This window comes from Streptomyces sp. YKOK-I1, assembly GCF_054660435.1.
Genome location: NZ_BAAGDR010000001.1, coordinates 5,779,032 through 5,793,864, shown reverse-complemented (window position 1 = coordinate 5,793,864; position 14,833 = coordinate 5,779,032). Strand labels below are relative to the sequence as shown.

Sequence of the window (14,833 nt, the reverse complement as noted above, 5' to 3'; positions counted from 1 at the left end):
CCGGAGGGGGAAGGTCAGGCGCTCGCCTGCTGCTCCATGCGGCGCCGCAGGCTCAGCGGGCGCATGTCGGTCCACACCTCGCCGATGCGGGCGAGGCACTCCTCACGGCTGCCCGTGGTGCCCTCCGCGCGCCAGCCGGCGGGCAGGTCGCGGTCGGCCGCCCAGATCGAGTACTGCTCCTCGTCGTTCAGGACCACGTGGTAGATGCGGTCGTCGGCACGCTCGTCGGCCATCACAGGACTCCTCGTCGGGGTGGTGTGTCGGCGCTGCCCGCCGATGACGCGGCAGCGGATGCCCTGGCCCGCGGTCGCTCCGTCAGGCTGCGGGCATCGTGCTGCCCACCTTTCCGGGGGCTCCCATACTCCGGCTCTACCGGAGCTATCGAGACAGCCGGACAGGGCGCGAGGACGGGACGGCCGCGGCCCGGCCGCCCCGTGGGTGACGGGACGGCCGGGCCGCGGGGAAGACGCGACGCGGAGGGACGGTGCGACGCGGGGCGGGAATCAGACTCGTTCGACGTCCTTGTCCCGGTCCTCGTCCTTGTCCCGGTCCTCGTCCTTGCTTTGGCCCTCGTCCGTGTTTTGGCCCTTGTCCCGGTCCTCGTCCGCCGGCGTCCGCTCGTCGCCCTCGTGCGTCGGCTCAGGCTTCGCCGGCGCCTGCGGTGCGGCCTCCGCCGCCACCGCCGGGATCCAGGCCAGCGCCCGGGGAAGCGTCCAGCTGCGCTCCCCGAGAAGGGCCAGCGCCGCCGGCAGCAGGACACCGCGCACCAGCGTGGCGTCCACGAGGATCGCCGCCGCCATACCGATGCCGAGCATCTTGTAGTCGAGCATGGACAGCGTCGCGAAGATCGAGAACACCGCGATCATGACGACGGCCGCGCTGGTCACCACACCCGCGCTGCCGCCGATGCCGCGGGTCACGGCGGTGTTGGTGTCGGCGCCGCCCATCCGCAGTTCCCGGATCCTGCTGATGATGAAGACGTGGTAATCCATCGAGAGCCCGAAGAGGATCACGAACATGAACAGCGGGAGCCAGCTGATGATCCCGCCGTAGGACTGGAAGCCCAGCAGCCCGCTGAGGTGGCCGTCCTGGAAGATCAGCGTGACGACTCCGTACGCCGCTCCGATGGACAGCACGTTCAGCGCGATGGACACCAGCGGGATCGCCAGGGACCGGAACGCCGAGACGAGCAGCAGGAACGCGAAGACCAGGACGAAGGCGAAGACGACCGGCGTACGGCTGTCCAGCGCGGCCGCCATGTCGGCGGGGCCGGCGGTCTGGCCGGTGACCGCGTAGCGCAGACCGTCGACCTCGCCGAGGCTGCGGGGCAGGGCCGTCTCGCGCAGCACCTTCAGCGCCTTCCGCGACGCCGCGTCGTTGCCGCTGCCGGCCAGCGGGACGGTGACGACTGCGGTGTCGCCGTCGCCGATCTTCGCGGCCTTGACGGGTTCGCGCAGCGCGCCCCCGCTGTCGGCGACCTGCTCGCGCAGCGCGGTGAGCGCCGTGTCGAAGGCGTCGGTGTCGAGAGCGGATCCGGTCACGACCACCTGGGCGGGGGCCGGGCTGCCGGGGAAGGCCTCCTGGATGGCGATCAGGTGGGAGATCTCCGGCACGGTGTCGGGGAACCGGTCCTGCAGTCCGGGGTCGGCCAACCGGATGCCCGCGGCGGGGAGCGCGGCCAGCACGAGGGCGGCGACCGCGGCCGCGCCCCAGATCAGCGGGCGCCGCACGACCTGGGCGACGACCGCCGTCCAGACCCGTGAGCTGCGCGCCTCGGCACGCCGCCGGCCCAGCCAGGGGATGCGTCCGCGGTCCACCTTCGCGCCGAGCATGGACAGCACGGCGGGCAGGGCGGTCAGGGAGCCCACGACAGCGAGCAGCACGACGGCGATGGTGCCGACGGCCATGCCGGTGAAGGTGTCGATGCCGGTGAGGAACAGTCCGGCCATGGAGATCGCGACGGTGAGTCCGGAGACGACGACCGCGCGCCCGGAGGTGGCCGCGGTGATCCGCAGCGCCTCGGCCGTGTCCCGGCCCGCGAGCCGTTCCTCGCGTTCCCTGCGCAGGTAGAACAGGGTGTAGTCGACGCCGACGGCCATGCCCACGAGGAGCACGACCGAGGAGGCCGTGTCGCTGACGGGGAGCCAGTTGGCGGCCAGGGTGAGCAGGCCCATCGCGGCGAGGACGGCGGTCACCGCCAGCAGCAGGGGGATGCCCGCCGCGATGAGCGCGCCGAAGACCGCGAGGAGGATGACGAGCGTCAGCGGGATCGACGTCAGCTCCGCCGTGGCGAAGTCCTCGCTGGTGGCCCGGTCGACGGCGAGGTCGACACTCGCGTCACCGGCCTGCACGATCGTCATGTCCTCGTGCTGGTCGGCGAGTTCGGCGACCTTCTTCTGCGTCAGTTCCACCACCTCGGCCGCGGTGTCCCAGCCGTGGCCGGACCCGTCGAGGGAGAACGTGACGAGCACGGAACGGCCGTCGGTGGAGACCAGGCCGCCGGGTTCGGCGGGGGTGGGCACCGTGACGTCCGACACCTTGCCGGTCAGGCCGCGCAGCATCGTGCCGACGTCCTGGACGGCCTTCTGCAGTGCGGTGTCGCTGCCGAAGCCGGGGGAGTCGGCGTCGGCCTGGACCAGGATGTTCTCGCTCGGCGGCCGGGTGTCGTCACCCGCCTCCTCGATCATGGTCTGGGCCCGGCCCGACTCGCCCGGGTCATGGTTCTGCGGTCCCTTGCCGCCGACGGCCGCGCCCACCGCGAAGGTGAGCACGACGAAGAGCAGCCAGCCGAACAGGGCGGTCTTGCGGCGGCGTGCCGACCAGGTGGCCACCCTTTCGAGCAGGGGTTGTCCCCGTCCTGACGGAATCGGGTCGGTGTGGGCAGCCGGCTCACCTTGGGAGGACACGAGCGGCTCTCCTTCTTGTTCGTTCCTTCAAGTACCGCGCGGGCCTGCGCGACACGCCTGTGGGTCCGCCGACGGTGTGAGGGGCCGACGGACCGTGGTGGATCGGGCGGGGTCAGCCGTGGCTGCCCCGCGGCTGCTTCCACAGGTGGGAGATCTCACCGAAAGACGAATTGACCCAGCGGTCGGAGTAGATCGTGTCCAGGTATCTGTCGCCGCCGTCCGGGAAGATCAGGACGCAGTGGGAGCCGGGAGTGATGCGGTCGGCGAACTTGTGCAGGGCCGCCAGGGTCGCGCCGGACGATCCTCCGGCGAGGATCGCCTCGGTCAGCACCAGCCGCCGGCAGGCCACGACGCAGTCGATGTCCGACACATGGACCACGTGGTCGGCGGCGTCGGGGTCCAGGAGCGCCGGGGGTACGGACGCTCCGTGCCCGGGGATGAGCCGGGGCGCCCCCTGTTGGCCGAAGATCCTGCTGCCCACCGCGTCGACCGCCACCACGGTGGTGTCGAGCCCTTGGTCACGCAGGTACTCCGAGCAGCCGCGCAGGGTGCCGAAGGTGCTGACGGCGGCGAACAGATAGTCCACCCGCCCGTCCAGCGCCTCCACGATCTCGCGCATGGTGTCCCGGTGGGCCTGCGGGTTGAGGAGGTTGGAGTACTGGTTGGGCCAGTAGGCCCCGGGCACGGTCGCCACGAGTTCGCGCACCCGTGCGAGCCGTGCGCCCAGGTACTCGCCCGTCTTCGGGTCGGGGCTGGTGACCACCTCGGGTCTGGCACCGTAGGCCCGTAGGAGTGCCAGGTTCTGTTGTGTGGTCTTGGCGTCGACGACGCAGATGAAGTCGAGTCCGTAGTACCGGCAGATCTGGGCGATACCGACGGCGAGGTTGCCGGAACTCGACTCGACCACCACCGAGCGGCCGGGGACGAGCGCACCGTCCCGGATCCTGCTCAGCAGCATGCCCAGGGCTGACCGGTCCTTGACGCTTCCTCCGGGGTTGAACCTCTCCATCTTGGCGAAGACCCTGGAGCCCAGACCAGGGTTGACTTTTCCCAGCTCCACCAACGGGGTGTCCCCAATGGCCGCCAGAATTCCGTTGAGCACGGGACGGCCCATGTCGGCTGCCCTCCGCTGCTGAATCGTGTTGTCCCGGGACCCGTCGGAAACCGCCGCAGGGCACCGGCTGACCGCGAACAGCCTGCGGCGCGCTTCTATGCCGCACCTATCGCGGCCCCATGGCAGGGGCATCGCCCGGTGCCGTACGGGGAGTTCACCACCGCGATCGGCCATGTTCTCGTCTTCGGCTCTCTGTCGGTCCGCGCCCACCGGCGACGGGCCGGGGTCCGGGAGATGTCGTCGCGGCCGGACGGCGGACGCGAGGCCCCTGGGATGTGTCCTTCGGCCCGCACCGGGCCGCGGGGGCCGGCTGGGCGACGTACCGTGGCGTCGGGCCGGTCCGAGGGACACGCTCTGGCGTCAGCCGGGGCGCGGCTTCACCATGGCACACGGGGCACTGTCGGCGCGGGGTGGTTGTGGCGCTCGGGGCGGCAACTAGCTGCCACCGCAGGCTCCTGCCATCGCGGTGGCCTGACAGCCCCCCGAAGGGTAAGCAGACTTGTCGACAGAGCGGACGGGACCGTTCGCGTGCCGTGTCACTCAAGGCAAAGGAAGACCCTCCGTGAAATCCAAGGCTCCCGCTGCTGCGGCGCTGACGCTCATGGCGCTGCTCTCCGGCTGCTCGTCCGACGACGTCACCTCGGACACCAACTCCTATACGGTGAGCGAGTCCGTCTCGGCGCTGAAGGTGCAGAGCAGGGGCGGTCTCATCGAGGTGGTCGCGAGCGACCGCACCACCGTGGAGGTCACGGAGACGTTCCGTTACTCCGACGGCAAGCCGGAGACGAAGCACACGGTCAGCGGCTCCACGCTCTCCCTGACGACGGCCGACTGCTCCTCCGGCTCCTCGCCCTGCGAGGTGTCGTACCGCATCGAGGTGCCGCGTGAGCTGGCCCTCTCCCTCGCTTCGCAGGGCGGCGACGTCGAGGTCAGCGCCGTGTCGGGAGAGCTGACCGTCGCCACCGACGGAGGTTCGGCGAGCGGGGAGAAGCTGGCGTCCACGACCGCGGAGATCCGCACCTCCGGCGGTGATGTGGACGCCGCCTTCGCCACCGCCCCCGATGCCGTGGACGCCGGCACCGACGGCGGAGACCTCACGCTGAAGCTGCCGAGCGGCTCCTATGCCGTGGACGCGGACGCCCAGGGCGGCGACGAGAAGGTGACCGTCAAAACGGACCCCGCCTCCTCGCACAAGGTGACCGCCAAATCCGGCGGCGGGACCGTCACCGTCACCTCCTGACGCCCCCGCCGCACCCGCCCCGTGACGAAGTGTCCGTCAGGCCACTTCGTCACGCTCGCGGTCCCTGACCAGCCTCGGTTGCGGCCGGCCGGTCCGGTCGGGCGTGGCCCGGTCGAGGACGGTGCGCTGCTGCGGGACCGTCTCGCACGGGGCCGCCCGCTCCAGGCCGAAGGCCCGGACGAGGGGGTGCATGCGGTAACCGCCGTGCTCCCCTTCGACGGGCTGCAGCAGATGGTCGTCGACCAGCAGTTCCATCAGGTCCCGGGCCGCCTCCAGAGGCAGGTCGAGCAGGAGCGACACCGTGCGCGCGGTGAACGCCGGGACGTCGGGCCGGGCCAGCAGCCGCAGGGCCCGCTGGGCGGGCTCGCCCAGCCGCCGGTAGGCCGCCTCCAGGGTGTCGCGCACCCTCAGGTCGCCCACGCTCAACTCGTCGAGCCCGCGCCGCGGGTGAACGATCCGGTCGGCCAGGTCACGCGGTGTCCAGTACGGCCGGGCGGCCAGCTTCGACCCCGCGATCCGCACGGCCAGGGGCAGTCCGCCGCACGCCTCGGCGAGGTCCTCCGCGGCCTGCGGATCGGCGGCGAACCGTTCCTCCCCCGCGGTGCTGCCCAGCAGCGCCATGGACTCCTCGCGGCTGAAGGTGCCCAGCACGATCGGGCGGACGCCTTCCAGCGCGGCCAGTTGGGCCCGGCCGGTGACCAGCACCCCGCAGCCGGGAGCGGCCGGCAGCAGGGGCCGCACCTGCCAGGCGTCCACGGCGTCGTCCAGCACGATCAGACAGCGGCGTTCGGCGAGCGTGCTGCGGTACAGCCGGGTGCGCTCGGCGAGCCCGGCGGGCATCTCCCGGCCGTCGGTCCCCAGCGCCCGCAGCAGGTCCGCCAGGGCGTCGGACGGGTCGAGCGGGGAGGACGTGCTGCCGCCCAGGTCCACCCAGAGCTGCCCGTCGGGGTACTCCTCCACCAGGTGGTGCGCCACCCGCAGCACGAGGGCGGTCTTGCCGACCCCCGGCATACCGACGACAGCGCCGACGGTCGCGCTGCCGACTCCGGCGCGGGTGGCGGTCAGCTGGGTCCGCAGCCGTATGAGCTCCTGCTCGCGGCCGGTGAAGTCCGGGAGCGAGGGTGGGAGTTCGGCAGGGGGTGCGGGCGCCGGTGCGGGGCCGCGCTCTCGGCTCCCGTCGGGCGTCGGCGTCGCCAGCACGGGAGCGGCGGTCAGGATCGACTGGTACAGCCGCTGGAGCGACGGAGTGGGGTCGATGCCGAGTTCGTCGGCCAGGGTCCGCCGGCAGTCCTGGTACACCGTCAGGGCGTCCGCCTGCCGTCCGCAGCGGTACAGGGCCTTCATGAGCTGACCGCACAACTGCTCGCGCAGCGGGTACGCGGCGGTCAGGCCGATCAGTTCGGAGACGAGTTCGACATGCCGTCCGAGTGCGAAGTCGGCCTCGATGCGCCGTTCCAGCACGGCCAGACGCATCTCCTCCAGACGGCCGCGCTCGGCCTCGGCGAGGAAGTCGGTCACTCCGCCCAGCACCGGCCCCCGCCACACCGCGAGCGCCTGGCGCAGTAAGCGGGCCGCGCGTGCGGAGTCGCCGGCCGCCAGCGCGTCGCGGCCCAGACCGGCGACCTGTTCGAACTCGGCGAGATCGGTGTCGAGCGGTCCTTGTCCGCCGGCGTCGTCGGGTACACGCAACAGATAGCCGGGGCGTTGTCGCACCACCTCGGCGTGGTCGTCGAGCAGTTGCCGCAGCCGTGACATGTACGTCTGTATCTGTGCGGCGGAGGTCGCGGGCGGGGCCTCGCCCCACAGCAGGGAGGAGAGGTGCGAGTCGGGCACGACTCTGCCGCGGGCGAGGACCAGCGCCGCAAGGGCGGTTCTCAGCTTGGATCCGCTGAGGGCGACCTTCCCGTGGGGGTGCGTCCACGCTTCGACCGGGCCAAGAACCTGGAATCTCATGGTGTCCCTCTGCATGCATGAGCGGACGAGGAGCGTCTCCCCGCTAGGAGCACTCCACGGCTGCTGCGGCTGTGTGGTGGACCGGCCCGGGGAACAACCGCTCGGCGGGGACGGTGCCCCTGGCGGCCCTTCCTGGGGCCGTCGACGGCAGGCGGTGGTGTCCGCCTTGTGCGCCGGCCGGGAACAGGCGCCACGGCGGGTGGCCGGGCGCGGATCGTGTCGCGGGCGCGGTGGAGCGAGCGGAGGATCCGCTCAGCTGCGCGCGTAGCGATCGAGTTCGTGGAAGAAGCCGTCGACGAGGCGGAGTTCGCCGCGGTCGCGGATCTCCTCGTAGACGTGTCCGCCGACGGCGAGATCGAGGATCCCGAGTCCGAAGGGCGAGAAGACGAGCGGCCGGTCGGCCGGCAGGGCGGCTCGTCCCGCGAGGACGTCGGGAAGCGTGGCGTGGACGAAGTCCCGGTGGCCTACGAGCTGTTCGGCCAGGTGGGGTGAGGTGTCCGCCTTGAGACAGTGCTCGATGTCGTCGACGACGTTGACGGCGCCGAGGATGATCTGCGGCGACAGATCGCGCAGGGACACATGGAGTACGAGCGGGCGGTGGGCGAACCACGCGGGTTCGGTGATGTGCGGGGCGGCCGCGACGGTGGCGAACACCACCAGGTCGCAGGAGCGGATCAGGTCCTCGGCCCGGTCGTGCACGGTGATTCGGCCGGTGGAGCCGGCCTGTTCGAGGTATCCGCGGAAGCCCGCGGCGGACTCGGCGGACAGGTCGTGCACGGCGGTCTCGTCGAAGGACCAGCCGGTGGCGGCGAGGTAGGTGTGGATGTAGCGCGCGATCAGTCCCGTGCCGATGAAGCCGACGCTGCGCGGGCGGGCACGGTCACGGGTGAGGGCGTCGGCCGCGAGCGCCGCGGAGGCGGCGGTGCGGGTGGCGCTGATGATGGAGCTTTCCAGACAGGCGAACGGGTAGCCGGTGTCGGGATCGTTGAGGACGAGCACCGCGGAGGCGCGGGGCAGGCCCCGGTCCACGTTCCCGGGAAAGCTGGAGATCCACTTCATGCCGTCCAGCCGCCGTCGCCCTCCGACGGAACCCGGGAGGGCGATGATCCGCGAGGTCGGACGGTCCGGGAATCTCAGGAAGTAGGACGGCGGATTGACGGTCCCCCCGGAACCGTGCAGCCGGTACGTCTCGTCGACGAGTGCGACGATCTTCTTCTCCTGGCCGTGCAGTGCGTCGTGCACCTGCGCGCCGGAGATGACGGCGAACGATGGATCCACCGCGCCTTCTGCCATTGGATCTCCCCCCAGAACCTCACCTGCTGCAAGGTGAACAGGATGTGCCGGGGACCCGGATACAGGTCGGCTCCATTCAGAAAGCGCCGGAAACGATCAGATCCACTCGCTAACCATCAAGTTCTCCCGGTCAGAATCCTGCCGTCCTGGCGCGGAACTGTCACTGGATCGACGTGTCAGCCTCCTGCAATGACAGGACGATGCCATTCCGGCGCGGGGTGTCCCCGGAGGGTCACAGAGCCGGGCGCACCCGGGGTACGGGCCAGAGCTCGCTGTGGAGCCGGCTGTCCGCGGTGGTGATGGTGACCCCGCGATAGTCGCCCGCGGTCTCGGCGATCCAGAAGCCCTCCGCCAGCAGAGTGGCCGAAATCGTACGAGGGGCACGGCCGCGCGACTCGCCGACGAACTCGGCGCAGACGCTGATCCCGCCGGGGCGCAGCCGCCCCCACGCGAGCGACCAGGGGCGTCCCGCGCGCCGCCCGTGCACCGCGCCCGCGATGACGGGGCGGGAGTCACCGCGGGCCGAGGTCAGGGCCATGATGCCGTCGTCGGCCACCAGCGCGAGCGACACCTCGCCGGGCCGTGCCGCGTCCGGCACCAGCCGGACCTTCATTCCGCTGTTGGCCAGCACGAAGGCCGTTCCGGCAGCCGGGCGCGCGGCCCCTCTCGCCGGGAGCGGGGCGGGAGCGGCCGCCCCTGCGGCCGTCGGCGTCCTGCGGATCGCGACGTTCCCGAGCATGGCAGTGTCCTTCCAGCTGATGGGGGTGAGGGGCTGAGGGCTGGACCGCCCCGACTACTCGACGTCCTTGAGGACCCGCTCGACGGACTTCACGCGGTCGCTCATGTCGTTGAGCTGCAGACGCACCTCGATCAGCTCGCGCTCCATGTCCTGCTGGGCCGTCACGGCCTTCTCCGCGATCTGCTTGTAGTCGCTCTCGCGGGACATCGTCGACTTGGCCCGCCACACCGCGATCGTCGGCCAGATGACCAGGATCGCGCACACGAGGATGAAGCCCATCGATCCGAAGGACCAGATCATTCCGTCGTCTGCGGCCAGCTGCGTGGTGCTCATTCAGAGTCTCCTTGACTTCGGTCGGCGGTGAGAGAACGCGTGGCCGCGGCGACGGCCTCCGGCGTGAGTAGCAGTGAGAACGGCTCGATGTCGTAGTACTTCATCGCCTTGCCGTCCTCGGACAGCACAAGCGTCGAGGTGACCAGCCCGGCCGCCTCCAGCTTGCGCAGATGAACCTGGAGCAGCGCGCGGCTGATCCCCAGTTCGCGGGCCAACCGGCTCACGTAGTCCCGACCACCCGCGAGGGCGGCCACGATGCGCATCCGGTGCGGGTTGGCGAGCGTGGCCAGGATCTGCACCAGCCGATCACCCGTCACTTCGGAAAGCTCCATGCCCCTCCTCTATCTGCAAACAAATACTTGCAGGTGCCAGAGTTGAGTGTCAACTGCCATCACACGTAAGCACGTGCCAGCGCCCGGTTCACCGGGGCCGTGTTCGATCACAGGACGCAAAAAAACCCAGGTCAGCGCAGTATCTGACCTGGGTTCCTCCGGAGCCGCCGAAGACGCAGTGGACCGGAACCTGCTCCACCTGCCGCGTGAGCCGGGTCCGGGAGTCCCGGACCCGGCCCGCCGGTCAGCAGTTCCAGGTCGCCCAGTAGAAGTTGCCCTTCAGCTCGCCGTTGCTCTTCAGGTAGACGGGGGTGTCCACTTGGACGCCCGTGCTGCCCTTGCCGGGGTAGTACCAGAAGTAGTGGCCGTGCTTGCGCTTGCCGTAGTGGACCTCCAGCCAGCCCTGGGAGTGGCGGACGTACGGGGCGAACCACCAGGCGCCGCGCTGGCCGGCCGGGACGACGGAGGTGTGGGTCTCCGTCGCGGTGTGGGAGCTGCCGACGGTCCAGGTCTCGGTCTGCGAGGAACTGGCCTTCACCCCCTCCTCCAGCTTGTCGCTGAAGCCGACGGACACCTCGACGGACGTCGACCGCTCGAAGGAGTACCCGGTGCTCGTGGTGTTGGAGTCGGTCCGGGTGAGGGTCACGTCCCGGTTGCTGGAGCAGTTGCTGATCACGTTGGAGACCTGGCGCCGCTTGGCGAGCGAGGTCCACGCGTTGACCTCGTGGTACTGGCACAGGTCCGTCTTGCCGTGGTTGCAGTCCCAGATCACGTCCGGCTTGTCGTCGCCCCAGCCGGGGCTGGTGTTGGCGCTCGCGGTCCCGGCGGAGAAGGGGATCAGCAGGAGGGCGAGGGCGAGAGCGGGGGTCAGAGCGGCCGGCCTGCGGCGGCCGAGCTTGAGCTGCATGAGATCGTCTCCCGTCGGTTCGGGTGCGGTGACACGGCCCATGCTCGGCAGCCGGAAGTTGATCCGACACCCGTTCCATCAGGGAAATCAATCCCGTGCCCGCCGCGACCGGCCCGGCCGGGGCCCTCAGCAGACCTTCCGGTACGGCACCCCCGGCACGTACGTCCGCCACTGCGCCCGGGGCAGCTCGCCGTCGTCCGTCCGCGCGCACACCGTCTCGATCGCCTTCGCGGGGTCGACGGTGTAGTGCCGCAGGGGGACGTGGTCGCTGCCCCCGTACACCGTGCCGCCGTCGGGGCTGAAGGCCAGGGTGTCGATCTGTTCGCCGGAGGTGGTGAGGGGGTCGCCGAGAGGCTGCTGGGTGGGGATGTCCCAGAGCTGGAGGCTGCCCGCCTCGCCGCCCACCGCGAGGGTCTTCCCGTCGGGGCTGACGGCGAGAGCGGTGACCGCCTCCGAGGTGTCGCCGAAGACGGCGTCGCCGATGTCGTCGGGCAGAGCGGAGAAGACGTTGCGCAGGATGCCGACGCGTTCGCGCAGGCGGCCGTCCCAGAGGGCGACCCGGCCGGTCTGGTCGCCGGCGGCGAACAGCGAGCCGTCCGCCGCGAACGCGAGGGCGCCGATCCCGTCGCCCTGGACCAGGTCCCGGGCCTTGACCCGGTCCGCCGGCAGGGCGGCGACCCGGTTGTCGCCGGCCAGCACACGGCCGTCGGGCGAAGCCGCCAGATGGCTGCTGGAGAAGGCGGGGAGCAGGCCTGTTCTGCGGTCCTCCGCCGTGTTCCAGACCTCGTTGCTCAGGGTGCCGGTGCCGCCGGCCGCGTTGCCGGAGAGGAGGGCGCGGGTGACGAAGAGGGTACGGGCGCCCGGGCCCAGGGCGACCGTGACGACGGCGCCGGTGGAGCCGTGGCCGGCCAGGTCGAGGGTGGTGCGGGTCCGGCCGCCGGGGAGGTCCCAGAGCGTGAGGGGCTGGCGGTTCGTGTCGCTGCTGGGCGCCGAGACGCCGTACGCGAGGGTCCTGCCGTCGGGGGAGAAGGACAGCAGGGCGGAGGTGTCGGGCCCGTAGACCGGGTAGGACGGGTCGGTGGAGACGGGCAGGCGCGGGGCGGGGAGGGTGCGCAGCACGCGGCCGGTGGACGGGTCGCGCAGGTCGACGCGGTAGTGGTCGCCCATGCGGCGGGCGGTGGCCAGGGTACGGCCGTCGGGGCTGAGCAGCACCCGGTCGACGGGGGTGTCCTGCCAGGCGGAGGTGGTCGCCGAGGAGACGTCCAGGGTGTGCACGGTGCCGCCCTCCAGGTAGCGCAGCACGGGGTGGGAGCCGTCCCAGAGCAGACCGCCGTACAGGTGCTGGTTGTTGAGGTCGTGCCGCAGGACGGGGGCGTCCAGGCCCGGGCGCCAGAGTCTGATCTCGCGGGCGTCGGCGGTCGCCACGAACCGGCCGTCCCCGCTGAAGGAGACGTACGAGACACCCGTGTCCTTCAGGTCGGCGAGCTGCCGGCCGGTGCGGACGTCCCAGACGAGGACACCGGTCGGGGTGAGCGCGGCGAGCTGACCCCGGCCGCCGAGCACGAGCAGCGAGCGCTCGAGGCCGCAGACCTCGCCCGTGTGCTGCCAGCGGCCCGACAGGGTACGGCCGGTGCGCAGGTCCCGTACCTGGAGGGGACCGCCGCCGTTCGGGCAGGCCGCGACCACCGAGCCGTCGGGGCCGACCGCCACCACGGCCGAGTCGTTCGCCTCGGTGCTGAACAGCGTGCGGTCGTCCGCCGTCGAGCGGACCTGCACCTCGGGGGTGTCGGTGTCGCTCACCAGGTAGGCGCCGCCGGAGAACTCCACGGACGCGGTCGCCGCCAGCTTCCGGCCGCGCCAGCGCCCCGCGGCCGTGTCCCACAGCCGTACGCCGTCCGGGGAACGGACCGACAGCAGCCGTCCGTCGGGGCTGGCCGACTCCACGCTGCCGCCGGCCGGCAGCCGCCCGGTGCCGGTGCGCCGGTGGGTCACCGTGTCCCAGGTGCGCCAGGCGCCGCCCGCGACGCTGAGCAGCGTACGGCCCTGGTGGGTGAGGAAGCGGGTGGTGCCCTCGTCCAGGGCCGGGTCGCTGAAGATGTCCCGTTCGGTCTGGCCGAGCGAGCCGAGCAGGGCGGCGCGGCTCTCCGGGAGATGCGCCACCCGCCAGGCGGCGACGCCCAGCAGCTGGGCGGTGCGCGGGTCGGTGCTGCGCAGGCCGGCGGCGACGGAGGCGATCCGGCGGGCCGCGTCCTCGGTGGAGCGACGACGGTTGTCGCGGCTCTGCGTCCAGGCGGCCAGGCCGGCCACCAGGGCCACGACGAGGACGGCGGACAACACGCCGAGCGCGGTCCGGGCCCGGCGCGTGTGGCGGGCCGCGATCTGCCGCTCGGCCTCGCGGGCTTCGAGGGACGCGACCAGGAAGGCCCGCTCGGTCGCGGTCAGCGCGCGGTCGTGCTCGTGGTCCGGGAAATGCTCCTCGGCGCGCTCCAGGCGCACTCCCCGGTACAGGACGCCGGAGTCGCGGTCGTGCTCCAGCCAGGTACGGGCGGCCTCGGTCAGCGCGCGGTGGGCGCGCAGCCGTTCGCGGTCCTGCTCGATCCAGTCCTGCAGCCGGGGCCAGCAGGTGATCAGCGCCTCGTGGGCGAGGTGGACGCCGTCCTCGTCGGCGGTCAGCAGCCGGGCCCGGGCCAGGCCCTCCACCACCGCCGGGACGTCCGGATCGGCCCACTCGTCGAGTTCGGCGCGGCCGAGCGGTCTTCGGGTGTCGGGGGTGCCGCGGCCGGGCTCGATCATCCGCAGCAGCAGTTGCCGGGCGGCCCGGCGGCGGGACGTGGTCAGTTCCCCGTACACCTCCTCGGCGCTCGCCGCGATCGCCCCGCGCACCCCGCCGGCCGCCTCGTACGCGGCCAACGTCAGCATCCGGCCCCTGCGCCGGCGCCAGGTCTCCTGCAGGGCGTGCGAGAGCATCGGCAGTCCGCCGGGCTGGTCCAGGACCTCCTCGACGATCCGCGCGGTCAGCTCCCGCTCGACGAGGTGGCCGACGGCCTGCGCCGGCTTGATCACCGCCTCCCGCAGCTCGTCGGCGGTCATCGGACCGACCAGCAGCCCGGCCCCGCGCAGCGCGTCGGCGAGGTCGCGGTGCTCGGCGCAGCGCGGGAAGAAGTCGGCGCGTACGGAGACCAGCACGCGCAGCCGGCCGGCCGGGGCGCGGGCGGTGAGCAGCAGGTCGAGGAAGCGGGTGCGCTCGGCGCGGTCCCGGCACAGGGTGAAGACCTCCTCGAACTGGTCGACCACCACCCAGCTCTCCGGCTCGCCCTCGGCGGGCGCGAGGAGATGCCCGTAGGTCTGAGCGGGCTTGTCGCCGGGGGTGAGCACCCGCAGCACCGCGGGGCGGCCCCGGGCCCCGATCTCGTGCTGGAGGCGCGGGATCAGGCCGGCTCGCAGCAGGGAGGACTTGCCGCTGCCGGAGGCGCCGAACAGCACCGCGAACCGGTGCTCGGAGACCAGGGCGCACAGGTCGTCGGCGAGCCGGTCGCGGCCGAAGAACAGCTCCCGGTCGGCCGGTTCGAAGCGGGCCAGGCCGCGGTACGGCGACGGCACGTCCTCGTCGTCCGGGCGGGCGCCGACCTCGGCCTCGGCCTCCTTCCAGCGCGGCTCCCACTCCTCGGGGTCCGCCCCGCACGCGTGCACGTACCCCCGCACCACGGCGAGGGACGGCAAGCGCTCTCCGGCGGCGGCCTGCGACAGGGTGGTCGCGGAGAAGCCCGCGGTCTTCGCCATCTCGCGGTACGAGGGGCCGCCGGCCGCCATGCGCAGTTGACGCAGGTCGTGCGCGAGCCGCTGCACGGGACCGGTCTGCGGGTCCACCGGTCGCTCAGGACGCCCCATGCTCTCGTACCTCCGTATACGCCGCGGAAGCGACATCAGGAGCGAAGACCTTAAGGGTCGGGCGGAAACGACGGGATGGACGTCAGGTGACGGATGGGTGACATGGTCCGCCGGAAAAGGATTGATTG

11 protein-coding genes are annotated in these 14,833 nt (G+C 72.0%); 1 reads left to right on the top strand and 10 read right to left on the bottom strand.

Going from position 1 to position 14,833, the window contains the following annotated elements; genetic code table 11:
• Positions 1 to 14: 14 nt before the first annotated feature.
• From ACYQ8Q_RS25845 to sbnA, 3 genes are all read right to left on the bottom strand, one after another.
• Positions 15 to 233 carry an MbtH family protein gene (locus ACYQ8Q_RS25845; RefSeq protein ID WP_460068174.1) on the bottom strand — a complete coding sequence of 73 codons (219 nt, stop codon included), beginning with the start codon at positions 231 to 233 and terminating at the stop codon, positions 15 to 17.
• 270 nt (positions 234 to 503) lie between these two features.
• Complete coding sequence (locus tag ACYQ8Q_RS25840) at positions 504 to 2,831, bottom strand: MMPL family transporter (RefSeq protein WP_460068173.1); 2,328 nt, start codon at positions 2,829 to 2,831, stop codon at positions 504 to 506.
• 187 nt (positions 2,832 to 3,018) lie between these two features.
• Positions 3,019 to 4,020, bottom strand: a complete 1,002-nt coding sequence (gene sbnA, locus ACYQ8Q_RS25835) for a 2,3-diaminopropionate biosynthesis protein SbnA (RefSeq protein ID WP_460068172.1) — start codon at positions 4,018 to 4,020, stop codon at positions 3,019 to 3,021.
• Positions 4,021 to 4,582: 562 nt separating this feature from the next.
• Here sbnA and ACYQ8Q_RS25830 point away from each other — a divergent pair.
• A complete protein-coding gene (locus tag ACYQ8Q_RS25830) occupies positions 4,583 to 5,260 on the top strand; it encodes a DUF4097 family beta strand repeat-containing protein (protein WP_460068171.1) in 678 nt (225 codons plus the stop codon).
• 36 nt (positions 5,261 to 5,296) lie between these two features.
• Here the strand turns inward: ACYQ8Q_RS25830 and ACYQ8Q_RS25825 are convergent, their stop codons facing one another.
• The 7 genes from ACYQ8Q_RS25825 to ACYQ8Q_RS25795 all read right to left on the bottom strand — a co-directional run bounded on the left by ACYQ8Q_RS25825 (position 5,297) and on the right by ACYQ8Q_RS25795 (position 14,705).
• The gene (locus tag ACYQ8Q_RS25825) at positions 5,297 to 7,213 is read right to left on the bottom strand and encodes an AfsR/SARP family transcriptional regulator (protein WP_460068169.1); all 1,917 of its coding nucleotides are present in this window, start codon (positions 7,211 to 7,213) and stop codon (positions 5,297 to 5,299) included.
• Positions 7,214 to 7,465: 252 nt separating this feature from the next.
• Complete coding sequence (gene sbnB / locus ACYQ8Q_RS25820; RefSeq protein ID WP_460068168.1) at positions 7,466 to 8,506, bottom strand: 2,3-diaminopropionate biosynthesis protein SbnB; 1,041 nt, start codon at positions 8,504 to 8,506, stop codon at positions 7,466 to 7,468.
• Positions 8,507 to 8,738: 232 nt separating this feature from the next.
• Entirely contained in the window at positions 8,739 to 9,245 is a 507-nt protein-coding gene (locus ACYQ8Q_RS25815; protein WP_460068167.1) for a hypothetical protein, read from the bottom strand.
• Positions 9,246 to 9,299: 54 nt separating this feature from the next.
• Positions 9,300 to 9,578, bottom strand: coding sequence for a hypothetical protein (locus ACYQ8Q_RS25810; protein WP_460068165.1), 279 nt, complete (start codon positions 9,576 to 9,578; stop codon positions 9,300 to 9,302).
• Positions 9,575 to 9,910, bottom strand: coding sequence for an ArsR/SmtB family transcription factor (locus ACYQ8Q_RS25805; protein WP_460068163.1), 336 nt, complete (start codon positions 9,908 to 9,910; stop codon positions 9,575 to 9,577). Before ACYQ8Q_RS25805 ends, ACYQ8Q_RS25810 begins: the two co-directional genes overlap by 4 nt.
• Before the next feature lie 244 nt (positions 9,911 to 10,154).
• Positions 10,155 to 10,817, bottom strand: coding sequence for a hypothetical protein (locus ACYQ8Q_RS25800; protein WP_460068162.1), 663 nt, complete (start codon positions 10,815 to 10,817; stop codon positions 10,155 to 10,157).
• Positions 10,818 to 10,943: 126 nt separating this feature from the next.
• On the bottom strand, positions 10,944 to 14,705 hold the full coding sequence (locus ACYQ8Q_RS25795; protein ID WP_460068161.1) for an nSTAND1 domain-containing NTPase: 3,762 nt from the start codon (positions 14,703 to 14,705) through the stop codon (positions 10,944 to 10,946).
• Positions 14,706 to 14,833 lie beyond the last annotated feature (128 nt).

Excerpts from the sequence above, each read along its gene's own strand:
- sbnB (WP_460068168.1), bottom strand. The coding sequence starts at position 8,506 with ATGGCAGAAGGCGCGGTGGATCCATCGTTCGCCGTCATCTCCGGCGCG.
- ACYQ8Q_RS25800 (WP_460068162.1), bottom strand. The coding sequence starts at position 10,817 with ATGCAGCTCAAGCTCGGCCGCCGCAGGCCGGCCGCTCTGACCCCCGCT.
- sbnA (WP_460068172.1), bottom strand. The coding sequence starts at position 4,020 with ATGGGCCGTCCCGTGCTCAACGGAATTCTGGCGGCCATTGGGGACACC.
- ACYQ8Q_RS25805 (WP_460068163.1), bottom strand. The coding sequence starts at position 9,910 with ATGGAGCTTTCCGAAGTGACGGGTGATCGGCTGGTGCAGATCCTGGCC.
- ACYQ8Q_RS25825 (WP_460068169.1), bottom strand. The coding sequence starts at position 7,213 with ATGAGATTCCAGGTTCTTGGCCCGGTCGAAGCGTGGACGCACCCCCAC.
- ACYQ8Q_RS25815 (WP_460068167.1), bottom strand. The coding sequence starts at position 9,245 with ATGCTCGGGAACGTCGCGATCCGCAGGACGCCGACGGCCGCAGGGGCG.
- ACYQ8Q_RS25810 (WP_460068165.1), bottom strand. The coding sequence starts at position 9,578 with ATGAGCACCACGCAGCTGGCCGCAGACGACGGAATGATCTGGTCCTTC.
- ACYQ8Q_RS25795 (WP_460068161.1), bottom strand. The coding sequence starts at position 14,705 with ATGGGGCGTCCTGAGCGACCGGTGGACCCGCAGACCGGTCCCGTGCAG.
- ACYQ8Q_RS25845 (WP_460068174.1), bottom strand. The coding sequence starts at position 233 with ATGGCCGACGAGCGTGCCGACGACCGCATCTACCACGTGGTCCTGAAC.